24 protein-coding genes are annotated in these 23,538 nt (G+C 65.1%); 14 read left to right on the top strand and 10 right to left on the bottom strand.

What is annotated here, in order from left to right; genetic code table 11:
* Positions 1 to 4 precede the first annotated feature (4 nt).
* From M3G14_RS00745 to map, 4 genes are all read left to right on the top strand, one after another.
* Positions 5 to 1,213 (top strand): RIP metalloprotease, encoded by a 1,209-nt coding sequence (locus tag M3G14_RS00745; RefSeq protein ID WP_259923926.1) that lies wholly within the window; start codon positions 5 to 7, stop codon positions 1,211 to 1,213.
* A gap of 36 nt (positions 1,214 to 1,249) precedes the next feature.
* The gene (gene ispG, locus M3G14_RS00740) at positions 1,250 to 2,410 is read left to right on the top strand and encodes a flavodoxin-dependent (E)-4-hydroxy-3-methylbut-2-enyl-diphosphate synthase (RefSeq protein ID WP_259923924.1); all 1,161 of its coding nucleotides are present in this window, start codon (positions 1,250 to 1,252) and stop codon (positions 2,408 to 2,410) included.
* Positions 2,411 to 2,472: 62 nt separating this feature from the next.
* Entirely contained in the window at positions 2,473 to 4,284 is a 1,812-nt protein-coding gene (locus M3G14_RS00735; protein WP_259923921.1) for a penicillin-binding transpeptidase domain-containing protein, read from the top strand.
* Between the two features lie 45 nt (positions 4,285 to 4,329).
* Positions 4,330 to 5,226 (top strand): type I methionyl aminopeptidase, encoded by an 897-nt coding sequence (map, locus tag M3G14_RS00730; RefSeq protein ID WP_259923919.1) that lies wholly within the window; start codon positions 4,330 to 4,332, stop codon positions 5,224 to 5,226.
* A gap of 525 nt (positions 5,227 to 5,751) precedes the next feature.
* Here the strand turns inward: map and M3G14_RS00725 are convergent.
* The 4 genes from M3G14_RS00725 to M3G14_RS00710 all read right to left on the bottom strand — a co-directional run bounded on the left by M3G14_RS00725 (position 5,752) and on the right by M3G14_RS00710 (position 9,448).
* Complete coding sequence (locus tag M3G14_RS00725; RefSeq protein WP_259923918.1) at positions 5,752 to 6,213, bottom strand: hypothetical protein; 462 nt, start codon at positions 6,211 to 6,213, stop codon at positions 5,752 to 5,754.
* Positions 6,214 to 6,267: 54 nt separating this feature from the next.
* Positions 6,268 to 6,666, bottom strand: a complete 399-nt coding sequence (locus M3G14_RS00720; protein WP_259923916.1) for a hypothetical protein — start codon at positions 6,664 to 6,666, stop codon at positions 6,268 to 6,270.
* A 319-nt stretch (positions 6,667 to 6,985) separates the two neighbouring features.
* Positions 6,986 to 8,392 (bottom strand): mycothione reductase, encoded by a 1,407-nt coding sequence (mtr, locus tag M3G14_RS00715; protein ID WP_259923914.1) that lies wholly within the window; start codon positions 8,390 to 8,392, stop codon positions 6,986 to 6,988.
* A gap of 39 nt (positions 8,393 to 8,431) precedes the next feature.
* A complete protein-coding gene (locus M3G14_RS00710) occupies positions 8,432 to 9,448 on the bottom strand; it encodes an alpha/beta hydrolase (RefSeq protein WP_259923913.1) in 1,017 nt (338 codons plus the stop codon).
* Positions 9,449 to 9,635: 187 nt separating this feature from the next.
* On the opposite strand from M3G14_RS00710, the gene mqo reads away from it, so the two are divergent.
* On the top strand, positions 9,636 to 11,132 hold the full coding sequence (gene mqo / locus M3G14_RS00705) for a malate dehydrogenase (quinone) (protein WP_259923911.1): 1,497 nt from the start codon (positions 9,636 to 9,638) through the stop codon (positions 11,130 to 11,132).
* Positions 11,133 to 11,163: 31 nt separating this feature from the next.
* On the opposite strand, the gene M3G14_RS00700 is transcribed toward mqo, so the two are convergent.
* Positions 11,164 to 12,417, bottom strand: coding sequence for a protein adenylyltransferase SelO family protein (locus M3G14_RS00700; protein WP_259923909.1), 1,254 nt, complete (start codon positions 12,415 to 12,417; stop codon positions 11,164 to 11,166).
* 24 nt (positions 12,418 to 12,441) lie between these two features.
* Here M3G14_RS00700 and cobA point away from each other — a divergent pair, with 24 nt between their 5' ends.
* Genes cobA through M3G14_RS00680 form a run of 4 tightly spaced genes read left to right on the top strand, consistent with a single transcriptional unit; the run spans position 12,442 to position 14,688 of the window.
* Positions 12,442 to 13,182: a uroporphyrinogen-III C-methyltransferase gene (gene cobA, locus M3G14_RS00695; RefSeq protein ID WP_259923907.1), complete on the top strand. Its 741-nt coding sequence runs from the start codon at positions 12,442 to 12,444 to the stop codon at positions 13,180 to 13,182.
* Positions 13,166 to 14,134 (top strand): class I SAM-dependent methyltransferase, encoded by a 969-nt coding sequence (locus M3G14_RS00690; RefSeq protein WP_259923906.1) that lies wholly within the window; start codon positions 13,166 to 13,168, stop codon positions 14,132 to 14,134. Before cobA ends, M3G14_RS00690 begins: the two co-directional genes overlap by 17 nt.
* A gap of 47 nt (positions 14,135 to 14,181) precedes the next feature.
* Entirely contained in the window at positions 14,182 to 14,433 is a 252-nt protein-coding gene (locus M3G14_RS00685; RefSeq protein WP_259923905.1) for a type II toxin-antitoxin system Phd/YefM family antitoxin, read from the top strand.
* On the top strand, positions 14,434 to 14,688 hold the full coding sequence (locus M3G14_RS00680; RefSeq protein WP_259923903.1) for a Txe/YoeB family addiction module toxin: 255 nt from the start codon (positions 14,434 to 14,436) through the stop codon (positions 14,686 to 14,688).
* On the opposite strand, the gene M3G14_RS00675 is transcribed toward M3G14_RS00680, so the two are convergent.
* The 3 genes from M3G14_RS00675 to M3G14_RS00665 are packed head-to-tail and all read right to left on the bottom strand — an operon-like array spanning position 14,660 to position 16,774.
* Positions 14,660 to 15,424 carry an NAD-dependent deacylase gene (locus M3G14_RS00675; protein ID WP_259923901.1) on the bottom strand — a complete coding sequence of 255 codons (765 nt, stop codon included), beginning with the start codon at positions 15,422 to 15,424 and terminating at the stop codon, positions 14,660 to 14,662. The two genes, M3G14_RS00680 and M3G14_RS00675, sit on opposite strands and share 29 nt — an antisense overlap.
* Before the next feature lie 4 nt (positions 15,425 to 15,428).
* Positions 15,429 to 16,034 (bottom strand): thermonuclease family protein, encoded by a 606-nt coding sequence (locus M3G14_RS00670; RefSeq protein ID WP_259923900.1) that lies wholly within the window; start codon positions 16,032 to 16,034, stop codon positions 15,429 to 15,431.
* A gap of 11 nt (positions 16,035 to 16,045) precedes the next feature.
* Complete coding sequence (locus M3G14_RS00665) at positions 16,046 to 16,774, bottom strand: DUF1648 domain-containing protein (protein WP_259923899.1); 729 nt, start codon at positions 16,772 to 16,774, stop codon at positions 16,046 to 16,048.
* A gap of 368 nt (positions 16,775 to 17,142) precedes the next feature.
* Here M3G14_RS00665 and M3G14_RS00660 point away from each other — a divergent pair, with 368 nt between their 5' ends.
* On the top strand, positions 17,143 to 18,072 hold the full coding sequence (locus M3G14_RS00660) for a DUF559 domain-containing protein (RefSeq protein WP_259923898.1): 930 nt from the start codon (positions 17,143 to 17,145) through the stop codon (positions 18,070 to 18,072).
* On the opposite strand, the gene yaaA is transcribed toward M3G14_RS00660, so the two are convergent.
* The gene (yaaA, locus tag M3G14_RS00655; protein WP_259923897.1) at positions 18,056 to 18,757 is read right to left on the bottom strand and encodes a peroxide stress protein YaaA; all 702 of its coding nucleotides are present in this window, start codon (positions 18,755 to 18,757) and stop codon (positions 18,056 to 18,058) included. The two genes, M3G14_RS00660 and yaaA, sit on opposite strands and share 17 nt — an antisense overlap.
* Before the next feature lie 31 nt (positions 18,758 to 18,788).
* Here yaaA and M3G14_RS00650 point away from each other — a divergent pair, with 31 nt between their 5' ends.
* Positions 18,789 to 20,579 (top strand): proline--tRNA ligase, encoded by a 1,791-nt coding sequence (locus M3G14_RS00650; protein ID WP_259923895.1) that lies wholly within the window; start codon positions 18,789 to 18,791, stop codon positions 20,577 to 20,579.
* Here the strand turns inward: M3G14_RS00650 and M3G14_RS00645 are convergent.
* Positions 20,576 to 21,388: a hypothetical protein gene (locus M3G14_RS00645; protein WP_259923893.1), complete on the bottom strand. Its 813-nt coding sequence runs from the start codon at positions 21,386 to 21,388 to the stop codon at positions 20,576 to 20,578. The genes M3G14_RS00650 and M3G14_RS00645 overlap by 4 nt on opposite strands.
* A 31-nt stretch (positions 21,389 to 21,419) precedes the next feature.
* Between M3G14_RS00645 and rimP the strand changes: the two genes are divergently transcribed.
* The 3 genes from rimP (at position 21,420) to M3G14_RS00630 (ending at position 23,527) form a co-directional block, all read left to right on the top strand.
* Entirely contained in the window at positions 21,420 to 21,962 is a 543-nt protein-coding gene (gene rimP / locus M3G14_RS00640) for a ribosome maturation factor RimP (protein WP_259923892.1), read from the top strand.
* 33 nt (positions 21,963 to 21,995) lie between these two features.
* A complete protein-coding gene (gene nusA / locus M3G14_RS00635; protein WP_259923891.1) occupies positions 21,996 to 23,000 on the top strand; it encodes a transcription termination factor NusA in 1,005 nt (334 codons plus the stop codon).
* Positions 23,001 to 23,212: 212 nt separating this feature from the next.
* Positions 23,213 to 23,527 (top strand): YlxR family protein, encoded by a 315-nt coding sequence (locus M3G14_RS00630; RefSeq protein ID WP_259923890.1) that lies wholly within the window; start codon positions 23,213 to 23,215, stop codon positions 23,525 to 23,527.
* Positions 23,528 to 23,538: the final 11 nt, after the last annotated feature.

Below are 23,538 nucleotides of genomic sequence, written 5' to 3'. Positions count from 1 at the left end.
ACCGGTGGGGATTTTTGGGATCGTACTGTTCGCGCTTGGGATTGCGGTGTCGATTGCGCTGCACGAGGCGGGGCACCTGGCGGTTGCGCGCGCTTGCGGGATGCGGGTGCGGCGCTACTTCATCGGGTTTGGCCCGACGGTGTGGTCGACGACGCGCGGTCACACGGAATACGGTGTGGCGGCGCTGCCTTTTGGCGGGTTTTGCGACATCGCGGGTATGACCGCCCAAGACGAGCTCACGCCCGACGAAGAGCCGCGGGCGATGTACAAGAAACCCTGGTGGCAGCGCGTGGCGGTGATGTCGGGTGGGATCGTGATGAACCTGCTCATCGGCGTGGTGATCACCTACCTGGTGGCCGTACTCGCTGCGATCCCGAACCCGTACGCCGACCGCACGCCCACCATCGGCGAGCTCGCGTGTACCTCGGACCAGGTCGATGCGGAGACGCTCGCACCGTGTACGGGCGGGGGCCCAGCCGCGGACGCCGGGCTGCGGCCGGGCGACAAGGTGCTCGCGGTCGACGACCAGGAGGTGGTGGCGTTTACCGACCTGCGCGACTATGTCATGGCGCGCCCCGGCGAGACTGTGGCCGTGCGCGTGGAGCGTGATGGCGAGCCGCTCACCGCGGATGTGCACGTCGCAAGTGTCACCCGCCTCGACCCGGCCAGCGGGCAGGCCTTCGAAGCCGGTGCGATCGGCGTAACCAGCGCGCCGGTGAAGGATGCGATGCGGCAGTTCGGCCCCGCGGAGGCGGTGCCCGCCACCCTGCGCTTTACCGGCCAGATGCTGGGCGCGACCGTCGATGGCCTGATCGCGTTTCCGGGCAAGATCCCGGGCGTGGTGGCCTCCATCTTTGGCCAGGAGCGCGATGTAACCGGGCCGGTGAGCGTCATCGGAGCTTCGCGCGCCGGCGGCGAGTTGGCGCAGCAGGACCAGTGGTCGGTGTTCTGGATGCTGCTGGCCAGCCTGAACTTCTTCCTCGCGCTGTTCAACCTGGTGCCCCTGCCGCCGCTGGACGGCGGGCACATCGCGGTCGTGCTGTACGAGAAGCTGCGCGACGCGACCCGGCGCCTGCGGGGGCTTGGCCCAGGCGGCCCGGCGGACTACCAAAAGCTCATGCCGCTGACTTACGCCATGGCCGCGGCCCTGCTCGCGGTCGGCGTGTTTGTGATGGTGGCTGATGTGGTCAATCCGATCCGCTTTGGCGGCTAAAGACCGCGTACACGCGCGGTGCTAGAGTTGGGCACTATGAATCTCCCCATCGGATTAGGTATTCCTGAAGGCCCGCCGCCCACGCTGGCGGAGCGACGTAAAACCCGCCAGCTGATGGTGGGGGACGTGGGTGTTGGCTCGGAGCACCCGATTTCGGTGCAGTCGATGACCACGACGAAGACGCACGACATCAACGCCACCCTGCAGCAGATCGCGCAGCTGGCCACCACCGGCTGCGACATCGTGCGCGTAGCATGCCCGAAGACCGTGGACGCGGACGCGCTGCCGGCGATTGCGGCGAAGTCGCCGATCCCGGTGATCGCCGACATCCACTTCCAGCCGAAGTACATCTTCGCCGCGATCGACGCAGGCTGTGCCGCGGTGCGCGTGAACCCGGGCAACATCAAGGAGTTCGACGGCCGCGTCAAGGAAGTCGCGAAGGCCGCGGGCGATGCAGGTATCCCGATTCGTATCGGCGTCAACGGCGGCTCGCTGGACAAGCGCCTGCTGGAAAAGTACGGCAAGGCCACTCCGGAGGCGCTGGTTGAGTCCGCGATTTGGGAGGCCGGCCTGTTCGAGGAGCACGGCTTCGGCGATATCGCTATTTCGGTCAAGCACTCCGACCCGGTGCTCATGGTGGAGGCCTACCGCCAGCTGGCTGAAAAGACCGACTACCCGCTGCACCTCGGCGTGACCGAGGCAGGCCCGAAGTTCATGGGCACGATTAAGTCGTCGGTGGCCTTCGGCGCGCTGCTCTCGCAGGGCATCGGCGACACGATCCGCGTGTCCCTGTCGGCAGATCCGGTCGAGGAGATCAAGGTGGGCGACCAGATCCTGCAGTCGCTGAACCTGCGTCCCCGCAAGCTCGAGATCGTCTCCTGCCCGTCCTGCGGTCGCGCACAGGTCGACGTGTACAAGCTGGCCGAGGAGGTCACCGCAGGCCTGGAGAACCTGGAGTACCCGCTGCGCGTCGCCGTCATGGGCTGCGTGGTCAACGGCCCGGGCGAGGCTCGCGACGCGGACCTGGGCGTGGCTTCCGGCAACGGCAAGGGCCAGATCTTTGTCAAGGGCGAGGTCGTCGAGACCGTGCCCGAGGCCGACATCGTCGAGACGCTGATCCGCCACGCGAACCGCATCGCGGAGGAGGAAGGCCTGGCGAAGGGCGAAGGCGGCGCAGAGGTCAAGGTCACCAACTAGACCGTCGCGTGCCTTACGCGTGGCAGCGCTGGGAGTGGTCCCAGCGCTGCTATTTTTGTGCCATGCAACGACTTCTCGCCCTGCTCACGGGCGCGGTCGTGCTCGCCTCCGCGCTCGCTGCATGCACCCCGCGCCCGAACGATGCGCAACCCGCGGCGCAGGCGATGCTCGATGCGCTTGTCTCCCGCGATACCGAGGGCCTTGCCCCGCTTGTCGACGACCCCTCGTCCGCCTCCACCTCCATCAACGCCACCTGGGACGGCCTGCAGGCCGACTCGCTGGATGCGGAACTCACAGGGGTCAGCCAGTCTGAGAACCTTGCCACCGCGACCTACTCCATGCACTGGCAGCTGCCGCGCGACCGCGACTTGTCGTACGAGGCACAGATGACGCTGACCCAGACCGGCGACGACTGGACGGTGCGCTGGCAGCCGAGCGTGCTGCACCCCAGGCTTGGCGCGCACCAGCATCTCGAGTTGCGCTCGATCACGCCGAAAGAAGCGAGCGTGGTGTCCTCCGACGGCGTCGAGTTGCTGCGCCCCGGCATCGCCTACCGCCTGCTCGTGGACACCAACGCCATGGACACTGCTCCCGAGACCGCGTTCCGCATCTCGGAGGCACTTGCCGCCGGCCATGAAGCGGACCGCGCCGTGCCGCTTCGCGACGCCGCGCAGCTGACCACCGACCTCGAAAACGCCCAGGGCACGTACTCGGTGGCGATGGTGCCGCAGGGGGCTCAGCGCGCCGTCGAAGACAAGCTCGGCGGGCTTGCCGGTGTGCGCCTGAACGAGGAGGCGGCGATGGTGAATGCCGACCCGTCGTTTGCGCCCGACATCATGGCGCGCGTGGGCGCGCTGGTCCGCGAGGACCTCGAAGGGGAAGCGGGCTGGAACGTCAGCGTCGTCAACGAGAATGGTGCGGCCTACGAGGAGCTCGAGCGCGAGGACGCCGCCCCTGCGCCCGCGGTCCACATTAGCCTGGACCACCGCGTGCAGCGCGCGGCCGAAGCCGCCCTTGAGCCCGTTGCCGGACAGCAGGCGATGATTGTGGCGATCCGACCGTCGACGGGCGGCATCCTCGCCGTGGCCCAGACGCCGGCGGCGGATAGGGACGGCAACGTGGCCACAATGGGGCAGTATCCGCCGGGCTCCACGTTCAAGATCATCACTGCCGCCGCTGGCATTGAGAAACAGGGCCTCGGCACCGGTTCGGTCGTGCCGTGCCCGGGCACGATGGACATCTTCGGGCGTACGGTGACCAACTACGCCGGGTTCAGCCTGGGTAGCGTGAGCCTGGAGTCCGCCTTCGCGCACTCGTGCAACACTACGTTTGCCGACATCTCTACGAAGTTGGCCCCCGGCGAGCTAGCACAGATTGGCAAGCAGTTCGGCCTTGGTCTGGACATGAAGATTCCGGGTCTCGATACGATCACGGGGTCAATCCCGGTGGGCGAGGAGCCGCTCGATCGTACGGAGGCCGGCTACGGGCAGGGACTGGATTTGGCGAGCCCCTTCGGCATGGCACTCGTGTCGGCCACCGCAGCACACGGAAAGATGCCCGTGCCGTACCTGATCCAGGGCGAGAAGACCGAGCTGAGCGAGGAGCCCGGGGCGATGCCCCCGGAGGCCGTGGGGCAGCTGCAGCAGATGATGGCAGCGGTCACGGCGCCCGGCGGCACGGCCAACGGCATGAGCGCTGGCGGCGACATCCGCGGCAAGACCGGTGAGGCCGAGATCAACGGCGGCTCGCACTCTTGGTTCGCCGGCTACCGCGCCGACGACGACATCGCCTTCGCTACCCTCGTCGTCCTGGGTGGCGGCTCGGAAGCCGCTGTGGCGATTACCGACAGGATGCTGCATAACTTGAACCCCTAACCGGTGCTGCCGGGTGCGCTTTGGCGGGGGACTACCATGGCAGACATGAATCAGAGAGGAAAACTCACACCAGGAAAACCCACGCCGATCCGCAAGGTACCGGCATCCATCGAGCGTCCCGAATACGCATGGAAAGACGACGTACAAGAAAACGTCGGTGAGCCGCTCATTCAGACGCCGGAGACCATCGAGCGCATGCGTGAGGCCTCCAAGATCGCCGCGAACGCCCTGGCGGTCGCGGGCGCTGCAGTCAAGCCCGGCGTGACTACCGACGAGATCGACCGCGTCGCGCATGAGTTCATGTGCGACCACGGCGCGTACCCTTCCACGCTCGGCTACCGCGGGTTTGAGAAGTCCTGCTGCGTGTCTTTGAATGAGATCGTCTGCCACGGCATCCCGGACACCACTGTGATCCAGGAAGGCGACATCGTCAACATCGACGTCACCGCTTACAAAAACGGAGTCCACGGCGACACCAACGCGACCTTCTTCGCAGGCGAGGTGTCCCAGGAGCACCGTGACCTTGTCGAGCGCACCTACAAGGCGACGATGCGCGGCATCAAGGCCGCCAAGCCGGGCCGCGAGATCAACGTCATCGGCCGCGTGATCGAGTCCTACGCAAAGCGCTTCGGCTACAACGTGGTCACCGACTTCACAGGCCACGGGGTCGGCACGACCTTCCACAATGGCCTTGTCGTGCTGCACTACGACTCTGACGCCTACCGCGACGTCCTCGAGCCCGGCATGACGCTCACCGTCGAGCCCATGATCAACCTGGGTGGTTTGGAGTACGACATCTGGGACGACGGCTGGACCGTCCAGAATCGAGACGGCGAATACACCGCCCAGTTCGAGCACACCATCGTCATCACCGACGATGGCAACGAGATCCTCACTATCCCGGACGAGCAATACGCCGCCGGGCAGTTCATGCTCAGCTAGTATTGCTCAGCTAGTACGGGGAGGTTCCAACTCTGGGGGAAGGTTTGACGGGGGCTGGGGAGCTGGGGGCACCCTGCCCGGTGTCGCACGGGGGGGCGGTGCCGGGGCCCGCGTCGATGGGGACGCATCGTGTATTTGCAGACGCTGGTTATGGGCGCAGCGCGCACACTTCCAGATGGAGCTAGCTCCATCTGGAAGTACAACTGATCAGCGACCTGCAGGTTTGATACTCGCCGAGCTCCAAACGGAGCTAGCTCCTTATAGGGAGCCGATCACTCGGTGACCTGGTGTTTTGTAAACCGAAAAACCGTAGATGGAGCTAGCTCCATTTAAAGAAGCATCCTGTTCTCGACCAGGCGGTTTGTCGTCTTGTAAACCGTATATGGAGCTAGCTCCATATGCAGGCGTGCCGCAACCCCGCGCAGACGCCTCCAGCGGCTCCAAGGCATACGAAAAACCTCCCGCACCGGAAACCGGTGGGGGAGGTGATTCAAACGAGGACGTGTAGTCCTTCGTTAGTGCTTCTTACAGCTTGATGAGGCCGTTGTAGGAAGCGAAGTTGAAGCCAGCGATGACCAGGCCGACGAGAGCGCCGATGCCAGCGACAATGGTGCCGTCGTACCAGATGCGTGCCCACTGCGGCATAGCAGCAGCGTCCTTCTCCTTGCCGAATGCGTCGACGCCGTAGAACGGCTTGTCAGCATCGTTGACGTAGTGGGAGGAGCCCTTGCCATCGAAGGAGCCCTTGACGCCGTCCTTGATGGACTCGCCGAAGGACTTGTCGCCCTTGCGGCCGTCGAAGCCCTTGAACGCGACGGAGCTGTCGTTGTTCTTGGTCTCCTCCTTCGGGCGGCTCGGGTGCGGGGTGTAGGTGGACTCGGTGGAGGTCTCGCCATCCGTGGTCTCAGCGGTAGCGACGGTGACGCCGCCGAGTGCGACGGTCAGTGCGGTTGCGGTAGCAACAGCTGCGGTGCGGAAGTTACGCATTGATGTTCCTTCTTTCGAGAAAATCGTTATTGTCTGTGTGCGGGTTTCCGCGACTTACAGGTTCGGCATGCCGTGGACGACGAAGTTGTATGCCGGGCCAACAACCAGGCCGATGAAAGCGGAGACTGCGGAGAACACGGTCAGCGCGTAGAAAGCCTTTGCCCAGCCCGGCTGCTCGCCGAAGCCGGTCTTGTCGGAGCCGAAGATGGCCTCGCCGTCAGCAGCGGTAGCGCCGTCCTTGTCGTATGCACCGAGGCCAGCACCGATCTTGGTGGAAGCCTTGGACTTGCCCTCGTTGTTGTCAGACGGGGTGTCGGTGCCCTCGGTCTGGTCGGTCTCGTTGATGAGCTCGACGTCGTTGTTGGTCTCCTCGGCGACGGCCATGGTGGTGGAGCCGAATGCCACGGCAACTGCGGTTGCGCCTGCGAGGGCTGCCTTACGGAAATTACGCATGAAACGAAATCCTTCTCTGATAGTACTTGCAAGACGTCCGGGGATTAACGGAGAAAATCCAGGGGCCTTGGCTCCTAGGACCGAATGACAAGCCCGATGGACTCGGATCCCGGTGTCGAGGAATAACCATAATGGATACTTCCTGGCGATGCACAAGGGCCCGCCGAAAAACTTTCGGCCACGTGAAAAATGGGGCCAATGTTATCTAGGTTCGTAGCGTATCTGTTACACAACCATTATCTGACGTGCAGGTTTCCAAGCTCACTGACACTTTCCCTATCGAAACTACAACCCCCCGATATGGGGGTGGTCGAATGGGTTAGAACTCTCGAAACGCCAGGTCGAGACCGAGCAACGCGTTTTCGATGACCTCCGGCAGCGCTGGGTGGATCCAGTACTGGCGGCGAACAACCTCGCGTAGATCCAGGTCGTAGGCCATGACGGTGAGCAGCTGTTGTATGAGGGTGGAGGCCTGCGGTCCAAGCAAGTGCGCTCCCAGGAGTCTGCCAGACTCTCGATCCGCCACGAGCTTGACCAGCCCGGTCGTATCCTCCAGCGCCCAGCCGTAGGCCACGTCGCCGTAGTTCTGCACCTTCACCGTCACGTCATGGCCCGCGTCCCGCGCCTGCTGCTCCGTCAACCCCACCACCGCGATCTGGGGGTGCGTAAACACCGCGTAGGGGACGTGCTCGTGCGGCATGGGTACCAATTCGTCGGAGCCTCGCATGGCCGCGAGCACGTTGTGGGTCACGGCACGCTGCTCGGCGTTCGCCACGTGCTTGAGCTGGAAGGGGGAGGAGACGTCCCCGAGCGCCCACACACCCTCGGCGGTGGTGCGGCCGTACTCGTCTACCTTGACGCGCCCGTCCTCGCGCAGCGCGACGCCGCCGGCCTCCGCGTTCAGGCGGTCGCCGTTGGGCACGCGCCCGGTGGCGATGAGGAGTGCCTCGGAGGTAACCACGGTGGCGTCGTCAAGCGTGAGCTCGACTTGGCCATCTCGCTTGCGGGCGGAGCTGACGGTGCGCCCAATGTGGGTGGTGAAGCGGTCCTCCGCCAGCTCGTTGAAGCGCTCGTGCAGCTCCGTGTCGAGCGCGCGCATCAGCGGCGATCGGTTCACAATCGTCACCTCGCAACCGAGGCCGTCGAAGATGTGCGCAAACTCCATCGCGATGAACCCGCCGCCCACAATGGTCAGCGACTTCGGCAGCTCGGGCAGCCGCATGATGTCCTCGTTCGTGTGGAAGGGCACGCCCTCGGCCCACTCCGGAATAAAGGGTCTTGCGCCCGCGGCGAGGATGATGGTGTCCGCGCTAATTCGCTTTTCGACGCCACCTTGCCCCGTCGCAAGCGTCTTCGGCCCAACAAAACTCGCATGCATATCGAAGACCGTCACGTTCGGACACTCGTCGCCGCGGCGGTAGGCCTCGCCGCCGGAAGCGATCTGGTCGATGCGATCGGCGAACACTCGCTTCCGGATCGCATGCCAGTCCGCGCCGCGGAACTCCAAGTCGACGTTCAGGCGCTGCGCCTCGCGGGCCTGGAGTGCGGCATCGGCGGCCAGCACGAACATCTTGGTTGGGATACAGCCGACGTTCAGGCAGGTGCCGCCGAAGGTGCCCTCTTCGATGATGGCCACCTTCTTATCGTCAAACTCCGGGCTGAGGATGCTGTTGCCGGAGCCGGTGCCGATGATGGCAACGTCGAAATGCTCAGTTTGTGCAGACAAAAGGTTTTCTCCTTATATATATAAAGGTCTGGCAGAATTTTACTTTGTTGTAAGGGTGTCGAGCCACGAGAAGCAGGCCTTGAACGCTGCGTCGCGGGCGTGGAGACCGGACAGGAAGACGTCGTGTAGTGCGCCGTCGATCACTTCGATCTCGCTGTTGGTGGAAAGGTGCGGTGCCCAGTGCTTGATCTGCTCGACGTCGAGCACGGTGTCGGCTGTGTCGGCGGCGGGGGAGTATTCCTCGCCAAGGTACGAGTGTGAGGACACGAGCGTGAGCAGCGGCACGCCGGTATCGATCTCGTCGGCATGGATGCGTTCTTGACCTGTCATGATCGCGCGGAACCACCCGGTGTACTTCTTGTGACCGGAAAGCGGTTTCATCTTGGTGTTGAAATCCCACTCGCCGTGATGAGCTGCGTGGATGGACTTGCCGTAGGCGGCCATGCCCCGGTCAGGCAAAGGGATGCGAGGCAGTACGCGACCGGCCGCCTTGAGCACCGGCTTCGCTGTTTTCACGAGCAGCGGGTTGAACTGCAGGTCAATCCAGGGGCTGTTGAGGATCAAGCCCTGGATGTGCTCGTGGTCCTGGGGCGAGGTGCGGCGCAGGTGGTCAACCCACAGCGAGGTGATCAACCCGCCGGCGGAGTGGGCAAGCGGGACGATGCGGCCGTGAGAGTGGGTAATGATGCGGAACGCATCGGTAAGTTCCGGGAAGTAATTGGCGAGGTCCTCGGTGTAGTGCCAGTGCTCGCCGTTTTGGCGGGAGCGCCCGCAGCGGCGCAGATCGATCGCGTAAAAGGGGTAGCCAGCGGCTGTAAAAGCTTCTGCCACGTGGGTCTGGAAGAAATAATCGCTCATGCCGTGCACCCACAAAATGGCAGGCTTACTTGGATCGAGCTTGTCCGCGTTGATCGTTGCCCGCACGAGGGTGGCGCGAGTGGACTTTCCTGTATCGGGGTCCTTGCCCTGCTGGAGGTAGGCGGATTCATATCCTTCGCCCAGCATATCGGGGTACCAGTCAACGTTGGGGACATCGAAAGATGCGTGCTGTGTCATGTGGTGTAAGTGTAATGCGACTTTCTGCTGAGTGAATGGGGGCGGGGAAGAGGTGGTGTTCAAACACGGGAAGCAAACATCGTACCAATAAACGGGGGGAGGTTATATCCACGGATGCGCGTCGCAGGCGTATTGTTAAAGGGACGTGCAAGCACAACGCTTTGAAAGAGTGAAGAGGGAAACCACGATGTCTGATACCGCACCGAACCGCTACGACGATGAGGTGGACGTCCTCCTCATCGGCGCCGGCATCATGTCCGCCACGCTCGGCGCTATGATCCGCCAACTCGAACCTGAGTGGAGCCAGGTCATCTACGAGCGCCTCGAGGGGCCCGCGCAAGAGTCCTCCTACGCGCTGAACAACGCCGGCACCGGCCACTCCGCGCTCTGCGAGCTGAACTACACTCCGGAGAAGAACGGCCGCATCGACGTCTCCAAGGCGATGGCCATTAACGAGAAGTTCCAGATCTCGCGCCAGTTCTGGTCTCACCAGATCGAGCACGGCGTGCTCGGGGACCCCAGCGAGTTTATCAACCCCGTCCCGCACGTCTCCTTCGCTCAGGGCAAGGATCAGATTGCCTACCTGCGTCGCCGCTACGAGGCGCTGTCGGCAAACCACATGTTCCCCAACATGCAGTTCGCCGAGGACAAGGAGACCTTCGCTGAGAAGCTGCCGCTGATGGCAAAGGGTCGCGACTTTGATGCTGAGCCGGTTGCCATCTCTTGGACCGAGGCGGGCACCGACATTAACTACGGTGCGCTGTGCAACCAGTTCTTCGATGCCGCGAAGAATGCGGGTACCGATATCCGTTACGGCCACGAGGTCACCAACCTCAAGCGCGAGGGCAATTTTTGGAAGGTCACCGTGCGCAACGTGCACACCGGCGACAAGAAGGTCACCCGCGCACGCTTCGTCTTCGTCGGTGCCGGCGGCTACGCGCTCGACCTGCTGCGCAAGGCGGGCGTGCCCGAGGTCCGCGGCTACGCAGGTTTCCCCATTTCCGGCATGTGGCTGCGCACCACTAACCAGGAACTCGTGGCGCAGCACAAGGCAAAGGTCTACGGTAAGGCCAAGGTCGGCGCTCCGCCGATGTCGGTGCCGCACCTCGACCTGCGCGTGATCGACGGCGAGGAGTCGCTCCTGTTCGGCCCCTACGGCGGCTGGACCCCGAAGTTCTTGAAGAAGGGCTCCTACCTCGACTTGTTCAAGTCGATCCGCCCGGACAACATCCCGTCCTACCTGGGTGTCGCCGCCACCAACTTCGGCCTGGTCAAGTACCTGGTCGAGGAGGTCTTCCGCGACTTCGACGGCAAGATGGAAGTCCTCAAGGAGTACTACCCGGAGGCAGACCCGAAGGACTGGGAGGTCGTCGTCGCAGGCCAGCGCGTGCAGGTGATCAAGCCCGCCCCGGCACCGACGTTCGGCACCCTCGAGTTCGGCACCGCCCTGGTCAACGACCAGTCCGGCTCCATCGCCGGTATCCTCGGTGCGTCTCCGGGCGCGTCGATCACCCCGTCCGCGATGCTCGAGCTGCTTGAGCGTTGCTTCGGCGAGCGCATGATCGAGTGGCGCGAGCAGCTCCACGAGATGTTCCCCACCTACGGCAAGTCGCTGAAGGATAACAAGCAAGCCTACGACGAGCAGTGGGCCTGGACCCAGAAGACGCTGAAGCTGGAGCGCTAAAACACACCAGCTACCCGCTAGCCGGGGTCGATTACGTACCGCAGAAGGTCGTAAACGGCCCCGGCTTTTCCGGTTGCGCCATCCATTCCTCGCCCGCGTCCTCGTCGTAGGGGTGCGTGACCGCATTGAGCAACGCAAGGTAGGGGGCGACGTCGCCGTCGCGCTCGGCTTTGGTGATCGCGTCTTGCAGCATGTGGTTGCGCGGAATGTAGATGGGGCCAGGGTAGGGGGAGCCATCGGGGGCGTCGCCATACTCAAATGCGGTGACTCCGCCAAAAACTATTCCGTGTTCCCGGTTGTAGGTGGTGATGTCCTCGGCCAGGATGAGCCCTTCCGCATGCCCACCGACGTAGCGCTGCCACGCCGCATCCCACCGCGACTGCAGCGTGGACAGCAGTTCTTGTGCCTTTTCCTGTCCCAGCTCGGGCAGCAGCGTCTCGGCAAGCCGCACCATGTTCCAGGCCACGATGCCCGGCTGATTGCCAAAGGCGTAACGGCCCTGGGCGTCGATGGAGGAGAACAACGCCGCCCCGTCGAAGCGCTGGGTAAAGGCACACGGCCCGTAGTCGATGGTCTCGCCGGACAGCGCCGCGTTGTCGGTGTTCATCACGCCGTGGACGAAGCCGACGCGCATCCACCGGTTGACTAGGTCGATCTGCCGGTCGATCACGGTGTCCAAGAGTGCCGCTGGCCCGTCGAAGCCTGCGAGCGCGACCACGTCGGCGACGAGGTCGCGGGACTTTTGGGCGGCGTATTGCAGGGAGCCGACGCGCAGGTGCGAGGAGGCCGTGCGCACCACAATGCCCGCAGGCACCTGGCCTTGTTGGCGGAGGACCTTCTCTCCAGTGCGTATCACCGCGAGCGCGCGTGTGGTTGGTATGCCGATGGCGTGCATGAATTCGCTGACGAGGTACTCGCGGAGCATGGGGCCGATCGCGCCGAGTCCGTCGGAGCCGGGGCGGGAAAACGGGGTGAGCCCGGAGCCCTTGAGCTGTATCTCGCGCCCGTTGATGTCGCCGAGGAGCATCGCGCGACCGTCGCCAAGCACTGGCACGAACTGGCCGAACTGATGGCCTGAGTACGCGGTGGCGTGCCCGCCCGCGGAGCCTGCGAGCCACGCGACGCCCTCGTCGCTGCGCAGCCAATCGGGATCGAGGCCGAGCTCGCGCGCGTGAGCCTCGTTGAGGACGATTAGCTCCGCATCGGGCAGGTCGGTTCCGGGGACGGGCACCGCCATGTCCGGTAGCGCGTCGGCGAACGTGTGGGCAAGCGTGGGCTGTTCCATGGGGCCAGCCTAGACTAGGGGGCCATGAGCATCGGCAAAGTCACACTCGTCGGAGGGGGCCCAGGCGAATGGGACCTGCTTACCATCCGCGGCCTGCGCGCGCTCGAGGCCGCCGACGTGATCCTCACCGACCACCTCGGCCCCGCCAGCCAGTTAGAGGAGTTCCTCGATGTCTCGGGCAAGGTGCTTATCGACGTCGCGAAGCTGCCCTACGGCAAACAGGTCGCCCAAACGCGCACCAATGAACTGCTGGTGGAGCACGCGCTCGCCGGAAGGCACGTCGTGCGGCTGAAAGGCGGCGACCCCTACGTCTTCGGCCGCGGGTTCGAGGAGTTGCAGGCGTGTACTGCCGCGGGCGTGCCGGTGACGGTTGTGCCCGGGGTAACCAGCGCGATCTCCGTGCCGGCCGCGGCGGGCGTGCCTGTGACCCAGCGTGGTCTCACCCACGCTTTCACGGTGGTCTCCGGGCACCTGGCGCCGTCGCACCCGAAGTCGCTGGTGGATTGGGAGGCGCTCGCGCGCGTCGGCGGAACGATCTGCGTGATCATGGGCGTGCGCAACGTCCGCGCGATCGCAGACACCCTCGTCGGTGCGGGGCTGGACCCGGAGACGCCAGCGGTGGCGGTGCAGGAAGGCGAGACCGCCTCGCAGCGCGTGGTGCGCGCGACGGCGGCGACGCTGGCCGACGCCATGGAGGCCGAGGCCATCGCCTCGCCGGCTGTCTACGTCTTCGGGGAGGTCGCCGGCCTTGCGGACACTCGATAGCCTGATCTGGGACACCGCTCTTGCCGATGGGGTGCCGGACACACTGCTCGTCTGCCACGACCCGACCCTGGACCTGACGCGAAAGGCCGTGCAGACGGGACCGCGCGTGCTGTTTCTCGATCCCGACTACGCGCGCAGTCAGGACGCAGCGGCACTCGGCGCGGAGATCGCGGGGGATAGGCGCCTGGACGAGTATCTCGCCGGTGCTGGGGCCGGTGCTAGTGCTGGGGCGGTAGTCGGGCTCGGCGAGATGCCGAAGTCCCTGGCCCGCCTGGACTACCTCGCGCGCAGCATCGCCGGGGCGGGTTTTGCCAGCGCTCGTCTCTTGCTCGGGGCGAACAACAAGCACCTCTCGCGCGGCATGAACGCGGTGCTCGCCGACTCCTTCGATACGGTGCACGGCTCCCGCGGGCGCGGTAAGTTCCGCTGCCTGGTCGCCGCCGGGCCGCGCGATGTTGCGTACGAGCCCGTTTCCCATGGTGGGCTGGTGGCCTTCGGTGGCGTGTTCTCCGGCGCGAAGCCGGACCGCGGCGGCGAGTTGCTGCGCTCCTGCCTGCCGGAGGCACCTGGCCGCCTGTTGGATCTCGGCTGCGGCAACGGCTCGGTCAGCCGCGGAATTGCTGGCGTGGTCGCCACGGACTCGGATGCCGACGCCGTCCTATCCGCCCGCGCCATCGGCCTACCCACCACCTGGGACGACGCCGGCTCACAGCTTCCGGACGCCAGCTTCGACACGATTGCGCTCAACCCGCCCTTCCACGATGGCACCACCATCGACGCCACATTGGTTCAGCACCTCCTCGACGCCGCCAAGCGCCTGCTCGCCCCCGGCGGCGCGCTGTATGTGGTGCACAACTCGCACCTGCGCTACCGCGGCGAGGTGGAGCGGCGCTTCGGCGAGGTGGAACAGGTCGCCCGCGACGCGACGTTTACGGTGCTGCGGGCGCGGTAGGGCGGATTCTGGTACCGTAAAGCGGTACAACTATCTGGAGGTGGCAAATGTCTATCAGTGCTTCGGAAGCGCGCCGAACCTTGTTCCCGCTCATCGAGAAGGTCAACCAAGACCGGGACGCAGTCGAGATTGTTTCCCGTGGCGGTAACGCAGTGCTGATGTCTGCGGAAGATTACTCGTCCTGGGCAGAGACTGCGTATCTTTTCCGATCTCCTGAGAACGCGCGTCGCCTTTTGGAATCGTACGAACAGGCGCGTAGTGGACAAGCGGTAGTGCATGACATCGACCTGGATGCGTAAATGCAGCTCGCGTGGACGCCGAGAGCGTGGGAGGAATATCTCTACTGGCAGCAGAAGGATCGGAAGATCCTGAAACGGGTGAACCAACTGCTCAAGGACACGTTGCGTGATCCATTCGAGGGTATTGGTAAGCCGGAGCCGCTGAAATACGGTATTTCCGGGGCATGGTCACGGCGCATCACAGAAGAACATCGATTGGTCTACGTCGTCGAAGGTGACACGCTTATTATTCTGCAAGCTCGGTACCACTACTAATCCGCCCCTGCAGGATCCGCGGCAGCGCCTCCGCCGCCGTTGCCGGCACGACCACGCTGGCCAGGTGCGACAGCTCCGTCGGCTGCGGGGTAACCTCCACGATCGGGATCTCGCGCGCGTGCGCCATCAGCGGCAGCCCCGCGGCCGGGTAGACCACGCCGGATGTCCCGACGATGAGCAGCGCGTCCGCGGTTGTCATGCGCCGTTCCGCCTCGACCCACTCGTCCTGCGGCAGCGCCTCGCCGAACCACACCACGCCCGGCCGCACGAGCCCGCCGCAGACGGGACACTGCGGCGGGTGAATCGCCTCAACAGGTTCCTCCGGCAGCGCAATTGGCTCCTCATATGGGGTATCGCAGTCGGTGCAGCGGAAGGCGAACAGCGAGCCGTGCAGGTGCGCCACGTCCTCGCTGCCCGCCCGTTCGTGCAGGTTATCGATGTTCTGCGTCGTCACCGTCATCCCCCGCGCCGCCGCGATCGCCCGGTGTCCGTCGTTCGGCTCAGCGCGCTGCGCGAGTTGTGCTCGCCAGAGGTACCAGGCGTACATCGTGTCCGGGTCGTCGTGCCATGCGCTTATCGACGCCATCGCCACCGGATCCACACGCTCCCACACCCCAGTTTCTGCATCCCGGTACGTGGCGATACCGCTATCCGCGCTCATACCGGCACCGGTGAAGACTTCTACGTGGTTGGCGCGCTCGAGGATCTGGTGGGCGTCGATAAGCAATTGCTCCATGGCCCTAGTCTAGGGTGTCGATGAACTCCAGGGCCTGGTCTTCGTAAGTGAAGTTGTGGGTGGCGGTGACGGCGTCGCGCATGACGTCGCGGTAGAAGGCGCGGTGGGCCGGGTCCTCCGCGTGCAGCTCGAGGGCGCGGCGGGCGGTGTCAGTGGGCAGCAGGCACTCGGTCGGCACGGCGTGGATGCCTAGGTGGGTAGCGCGGGCGCGGGCCTGGGCGGCCTCCATGCGGGTGGTGTAGGCGTGGTTCGGCTCGTAGGTCACGGCGCGGGCAAGGCCGTCTGCGGCGAGTTGCTCGTTGACGAATACGTCGCCCGCGAAGACGGCGGCGAGCTCGCGGCCGTAGCGGTCCTTGCGCTCCTGGTCGTGTTCGAGGCGTACGCGCGTGCCGGGTGGGGCGAGCTCGGTGAGCCGATCCGTGGCCTCCTGGTAGAGGCACTCGCCCTGCTCAGGCGTGTCGATGTTGAGAAGCCGGACGCGGACGGTCTCCCCGTCGCGGTCGACGTCGAGGGTGTCGCCGTCGACGATCTTGGTCACTGTCGGCTGGCTCTGGCAGGCGGCAAGGGTCGCGGCGGCGAGGATGGTGGCGAGAAGGCGGAGGGGGCGCATATCGGTCTCGCTTACATGACGGCGGCGAAGACGACGCAGGCTGCAAGGGACGCCGCAAGCGCGATGCCCATCCGCCACAGGTAGCGGCGAGCGTGCTCGTGCGCCGTGTTGATCTGCAGCTTGCTGGGGTTGGATAGGAATACTGCGATCGGTGCCGGGTCCTGCGACTCGCTGTAGACGCCCATGCCGGCGGCGTAGCGGAAGTGCTCGTTGCGGGTTTGTTCGTCCTCGTCTGTCGGGAGTGCCTGGACCTGCTTGCTGGTGTTGAGGGTCAACGCGACGACGAGCACCACGGCGCCGATAGTGAATACGATCCAGACCGTAGGCATCAGCCATCCAGACGGGGCGAGGTTGGTCGACGAGAGTGTGCTCAGGCACGTACACACCGCCATACCGAGGATGGTTTGGGCGACGAACGTGGCTGTCTTATCGGTGAGTAGCTCGGCACGTTTTGCGTTGGCCTCGGAAAACGGGATCGGGGAGGTGGGTGGTACGTCCGCGGTGCGGCGGACCAGGGAACGCGGCGGCACGCAGCAGGCGACCGCGGCGGAGAGGACCGCGCCGATCCAGATCAAGGCGGTCGCGGCGAGGAACGACTTCGGCTCGTACCGGTCGGGGTTGCCCGCGGCGTCGAAGTGCACCGGGATTGGATCCGGGATGGAGTCCCACCGCAGCAGCACGTACGCCAACGTGGCGAGGTAGACGAAGATCGTGGCGGCGTAGTACTGGCGGGACTGCATGGTCTGAGGGTAGCAGGGGCGGGTTGGGGTGGTTTCTGAACTCGGTTCCTAAACGGAGCTAGCTCCGTTTAGACCACGGGCGGGTGGAAAACCCCTGGTCGCGGGTCGCCGAAACTCCTAAATGGAGCTAGCTCCATTTGGGTGTGGTGTGGGTGGAAAATGCCTGGTCGTGCGTTGGCGTGGTTGCTAAATGGAGCTAGCTCCGTTTGGGCTGTGCGCGGTTGTAAAACACCTGGTCGCGGGTTGGCGGGGTCTCTAGATGGAGCTAGCTCCATTTGGGTGTGGCAGGGCCCCGGCGAACGCCGTATCCAAAAATCATCGCCCACGACCACTAGACGAAACAAACAATATGTAATAGAAAGAACAGTATGAACTCGACGAGGAAGCAGGAGCTGGCAAACAAACTCATGGACAGTAGAAAGCAAGAAGACAGGCTCGCACATCGCAAAAGGCCGGCGGCGTACCGCAAGGTCTCGACGCGGTTTTTCATCAAGGTGACGGAATGGGAACAGTTGCGGTACCACGAGAAACGGTGGCTGGCGGCTTATGCGGTCGGTTGTACGGTGCCGCGGGCGGTGTTGTCGGGCCGGTCTGCGGCGCGGATTCTGGGGATCTGGGTGATCGCGACGACGCGCGAGCCGGTGGAGCTGGTGGCACAGCGAGGGAAGGCGCCTTCGCGGAAGCAGTGGCCGACGGGTGTGGTCTACCGGGACAGGTCGCCGGGCGAAGCAACCACGCAGCACTTCGACCGACTACGCACAACCGATGCGCTGACCACCGTGTTTGATATCGCGCTGCGTCATGGTTTCGCGGAGGGGCTCGTCGCGATGGATTGGCTGCTTCGCGAGGGTATGCCGCGTCACCGGATTGAAGAAGCGGCCGCCCGTCTGGGCCGCGTCCGCAATATCGCGACCCTGCGCCACGTCATCGCGCACGCGGTGGACAATTCGCTCTCGCCCTACGAGTCATACGCCCGCGCGCTCCTGTTGCAGGCGGGCATCGGCGGGTGGCAGGTCAACGCGCGCATCACCATCCCGCCTCACCTGTACGTGGCTGACCTGCTGCGCGGCCGCCTCATCGTCGAGATTGACGGCGCGCAAAAATACGACGGCACCACCTTCGCCCCGACCGACACGGCGATCCGCGAGGAGCGCGAGCGCGAGAAGCGCCTCCAGAACGCCGGCTATGTCGTGGTGCGGGTGTCGCCGGAGCAGCTGCTTGACGACGCCCACGGGTTCCTCACCACCGTCACCCGCATGCTCGACTTCGCGGAAATATCCCTCACACGACCAGCGTGACCTGGGTACCGTGGACCTCGGCGGTCATGCCGGCTTCGGTGGCGATGTCGGCGATGTCGTCGGGGGAGGTGATGGTGGCGTCGTGAAGCGAAAGGGCCCTGGCGAGCTCACCCTTGTACTGCTTGTTGAAGTGGCTGACCACCTTGCGCGAGCCGTCGGGCTGGACGGATTCGACACGCACAGTGGCAGCGCCCGGGACGGGGCCGAGCTTCTGATACGTGCCGGAGCGCAGGTCGATGACGAAGGGGAAGTCGGCGAGGGCGTCGGTGATCGCGGTGCCCCAGCGCGATTTCAGCGTGGTGCCGCCCAGGCGTGCTCCGCCCGAGAGTCGGTAGCGCGGGATCATATCGTCGGCGCGCACCACGCCGAAGAGGGCGGAGCCGATCGCGAGGCGCTCGAGGGAGTGTGCGGGGAGGGTGGGGGCGGACAGGGCGTCGAAAAGCACGCCGGTGTAGCGGAAGATGGCGGGCATGACCGGGGCCTCGGCGAGGTGCAAGTTTTCCTCGGCTTCGGCGCGCTTGGACGCGGGGATCTTCAGCTGGGCCATCATCTCCTCGACCGGAAGCGATGCCAGGTCCTGCATGAGTGCGGTGCGGATCGGGTCGAGCGAGGGGAAGGACACGCGCATCGGCGCGTCCTGGCCGCCGGGCGCTTTGGTCTCAGAAGGTGGGAGGACAATAAGCATGGCCACCAACCTTAGCGCTAGGATAAGCGCCATGATTACACGCCTTTCTCAGCTGTTCCTGCGCACCCTGCGCGAAGACCCCGCCGACGCCGAAGTCCCCAGCCACAAGCTTTTGGTGCGGGCCGGCTACATCCGCCGTGCCGCGCCGGGCGTGTACTCCTGGTTGCCGCTGGGGCTGCGCACGATGCGCAAGATTGAGGGCGTGGTGCGCGAGGAAATGGACGCGATGGGCGGCCAGGAGCTGCTCTTCCCGGCGCTGCTGCCTAAGGAGCCTTACGAGGCGACGAATCGCTGGGACGAATACGGCGACGACCTTTTCCGCCTCAAGGACCGCAAGGGCGCGGACATGCTGCTCGGGCCCACGCACGAGGAGATGTTCACCCAGACGGTGAAGGACTTGTACTCCAGCTACAAGGACTTCCCGGTCACGCTGTACCAGATCCAGACGAAGTACCGCGACGAGGCGCGTCCGCGCGCGGGCATTCTGCGTGGCCGTGAGTTCGTGATGAAGGACAGCTACTCCTTCGACATGTCGGACGAGGGGCTCGACGAGTCCTATGCGAAGCACCGCGAGACCTACCAGCGCATCTTCGGGCGCGTAGGCATCCGATACGAGATCTGTAAGGCGACCTCGGGTGCGATGGGCGGCTCGGCATCGGAGGAGTTCCTGGCCTACAGCGAAAACGGCGAGGACACCTTTGTGGTCTCCTCGGCGGGCGATTACGCGGCGAACGTGGAGGCCGTGGTGACGGTTCCGCCGGCACCTACCCCGATCGATGGCCAGCCGGAGGCGCAGGAGCGCGATACGCCGGCGTCGGAGACGATCGAGGCGCTGGTCACGTGGGCCAACGACGCTGGGGTGACGATCGACGGTCGCGCAGTCGAGGCCGCCGACACGCTCAAGTGCATGATGATCAAGGTGGACGATCCGCGTGCGGTCGACGAGGACGGCAACAAGGTTGGCCCGCACCTGACCGGTGTGCTCATCCCGGGTAACCGCGAGCTGGACGAGAAGCGCCTCGAGGCTTCCCTGGAGCCTGCGACCTTCGAGCTGGCCAGCGACGAGGACTTCAAAAACACCGACTTTTTGGTCAAGGGTTACGTCGGCCCCCGCGCCCTGAACGCCAACGGCGTGCGCGTGTTGGCAGACCCGCGCGTTGTCGAGGGCTCGAGCTGGATTACCGGCGCGGACGCGCCACAGAAGCACGTGGTTGGATTAGTCGCCGGCCGCGACTTCACCGTCGACGAGTTCATCGAGGCCGCCGAGGTCCGCGAGGGTGATCCGGCACCGGAGGGCAACGGCACCGTGCAGCTGGCGCGCGGCATCGAGCTGGGCCACATCTTCCAGCTCGGCCGCAAGTACACCGAGGCGATGGACGTGCAGATCCTCGACGAAAACGGCAAGCGCGCCGTGCCGACCATGGGTTCCTACGGCATCGGTGTCTCCCGCATGATGGCGGTCGTTGCCGAGCAGCGCCACGACGAGAAGGGCCTGGTCTGGCCGGTCGCGATCGCGCCGTACCAGGTGCACGTGGCGGTGGCCAACAAGGACGCCGCAGCGCTCGAGGCCGGCGACCGCATCGCCGCCGAGCTCTCGGACGCAGGGCTCGAAGTGCTTTTCGACGACCGCCCGAAGGTGTCCCCAGGCGTGAAGTTCAAGGATGCCGAGCTGCTTGGCATGCCGTTCATCGTGATCTTGGGCCGCGCCTTCGCTGACGGCAACGTGGAGCTGCGCATCCGCGGTGGCGAAACGCTCGAGGTGCCGGCAGACGAGATCGTCGTGAAGGTGCGCGAGCTCGTCGCGGCGCAGCTCGCAAACTAAACGCGCTGCGCGTTCGCCGCGAGTTCCACGGCGAGGCGTCGGAAGGCGTCGGACTGGGCGTGGGCGGCGGTGGCGCGCCACTGGTCGATCAGCGCCTGCTGCTGGGCCTGCGCGTAGGCTCCGGCCGAGGCCGCGTCACTCGGGGAGGGCACGCCTTCGAAGGCGTAGCCGGGGGCGGCCTCGGGGACGTCGCCGGTGGGCTCTAGCGCGGAGACCAGGGCGAGCGCGCGAGCGTCGGAGGCCTCGCGCAGCTCATCGAGGCGAGCATCGGTGGCGTCGTCGGCATACGCGGTGGCCATGCCGAAGCCGAATTGGGCGGCGTATTCCTCGCGCAGCATGGCACGGGCTGCATCCAGGTCCTTCTCGTTGTCGAGCGCCTCGCCGGCGGGCGTATCTGCCTGATCTGCGGCCTGTCCGGCACGCAGGTCGATGGCCTGCGCGACCAGCAGCGTGATGGATTCCTCGGGGGCGTCTGCCGCGGCGTCGAGGAGTGCTGCGGTGGCCAGGTGTGCCGCGGCCGCCGGGTCCGCGTTGCCGGTGGTCTCGCCGGGGCCGCGCTCAAATTCGCAGGTGGTAGGGAGCTCACCGGATTCGGTGGTGCCACAGAGGCGTTCGGCCTCGTTGAAGAGCTGGGTTGCTTGGGTGTGGCGGGTGTGGGCCAACGTGGCGTCGTCAAGCACTTGCCCATCGGCGAAGGCCTGCTGCCCGAGCGCGACGAGCTCAGCGTTTGGGCGCGGGCCGATGACGTCGAGCGCATCGCAGGCGGCAAGGGGCAAGGTCAGCATCGTGACGGCGAGGAGTTTCTTCACGCGGAAAACCGTACACGATAGGGTGGTGGGCATGGCTTTTCCTACACCTGAGCAGCTGGGCGCGCTGGTCGCGCCGATTGCCCGCAACCACGAGTTGGACGTTGAGCAGATCCGCGCGGTGCGCGCCGGCAAGAAATCGCAGGTGGTCATCGCGCTCGACGGTGACACGCCCCCGACGCTGGACGAGCTGGAGGAGGTGTCCAACGAGCTCAGCGAGCTTTTCGACGCCCACGAGGACGCAGGCGACCTCAACTTCGGCGCCGGCTACACCCTCGAGGTCACGACCCCAGGCGTGGACATGCCGCTGACCGAGCCGCGCCACTGGCGGCGCAACCGCGGCCGCGCCGTAGCGCTCATCGACGCCGATGGGAAGAAGGAGCTGTGGCGCATCGGGGCGCTCGACGAGACGGAAACCAGGGTGGCGCTGATCGAGCGCGGGGCCAAAACGCCCGCAGTAGACGCCCGGCTGGTTTCCGAAATGCCCAAGGCAGTGGTAGAAATTGAATTCAAAGCGCCGCCGGCGGCCGAGCAGGAGCTGGTCGACGCACCGTTCGAAGAAGTAGTAGACGCGTAGGCCTGCACGAAGGCTTACCTGGGAGGAAGACAAGTGAATATTGACTTGAACGCGCTCAAAGTGATTGAGGACAAGCAGGACATCGACGTCGACGACCTGCTGACCACGATCGCGAGCGCGCTGTTGTTTGCATACCTGGACTACCGCGAGGTGGACCCGGGCGAAAACACCAAGTCGCGCGTAGACATCGACCCCGATACCGGCGATGTACACGTCATGGTCAGCGAGGTCGACGCGGAGGGCGAGGTGCTCTCCGAGTACGACGCAACGCCGGTCAACTTCTCCCGCATCGGTGCCCCAGCCGTGCGCGACGCGATCAAGCGTCGCCTGCGCGAGGTCGAGGCCGGTCGCGTCTACACCGAGTATTCCGAGTTTGAAGGCCGCGTCGTCTCCGGCGTGGTGCAGCGTGACGCGAACGCAGAGGCCCGCGGGCTGACGATCGTCCAGCTCGGCACCGAGGCCGACCCCCAGGACGGGATCCTTCTGCCGGCCGAGCAGATCCCGGGCGAGCGGCTCACCCACGGCGACCGCGTGAAGGCCTACGTAGTGGGCGTGAACAAGGGGGAGCGCAACGTGCAGGTCAACCTGTCGCGCACGCACCCGGAACTGGTCCGCGGGCTCTTCGCGCTCGAGGTCCCGGAGGTGGAAGACGGCTCCGTGGAGATCATCGCCATTGCCCGCGAGGCAGGCCACCGTTCCAAGGTGGCGGTGCGCGCCACCGTCAAGGGCGTGAACGCGAAGGGCGCGTGCATTGGTCCGCGCGGCTCTCGTGTGTCCAATGTCATGAAGGAACTTGGCGGCGAGAAAATCGACATTATTGACTACTCGGATAACCCGGCCACCTACGTGGGCAACTCGCTCGCGCCGTCGAAGGTAATCAAGGTCGAGGTGCTCGACGAGGAAGCACAGGCTGCGCGCGTGACCGTGCCGGACTACCAGCTCTCGCTGGCCATCGGCAAGGAAGGGCAGAATGCCCGTCTCGCAGCTCGCCTGACGGGGTGGAAGATTGATATCCACTCCGACGCGGCTGCAGACTAGGGCGCGCGGGGCCTGCCGAGGGCGGGAAATTACACCGCTGTGAGCAGCGCTCGGCTTGAGTACGACCCGGAAGTATTTTTTAGCGCGGTTTTGGCGTAGGCTAGTAGGCGGCTTAATTCCCGTGTGCCGTGTCACGCTCGTGCCGGCGCAGAAGCGGGTGGCTGGCTGAGTCCAAGACCGAGAGGTCCGCGAAGCGAAAAGGAAGGTGCTGGATGAGCGATGCGCGTAAGCGTCCCATCCGTACCCGCACTTGTATCGCCACGCGCGAGACACTGCCAGACACGCGCCTGCTGCGGCTCGTGCAAGACCCGGACGTTCCCGGCCGCATTGTGGCCGACCCGTCCCGGAAGTTACCGGGTAGGGGAGCGTGGATCACTCCCACGCGGGACGCACTCGAGCTGGCGGAGCAGCGCCGTGCCTTTGCGCGCGCTTTCCGTCTGTCCACTCCGGTGGACCTAGGTCATGTACACACGTACCTCGCCGATCAGGCGAAAGACCCAACGCAAGTAAGGAAGACCGAACACTGATGAGTACACAA

The sequence above is a fragment of the Corynebacterium sp. p3-SID1056 genome, assembly GCF_025152525.1.
Classification (GTDB): Bacteria; Actinomycetota; Actinomycetes; order Mycobacteriales; family Mycobacteriaceae; genus Corynebacterium.
This window is presented reverse-complemented; position numbering and strand designations above follow the sequence as displayed.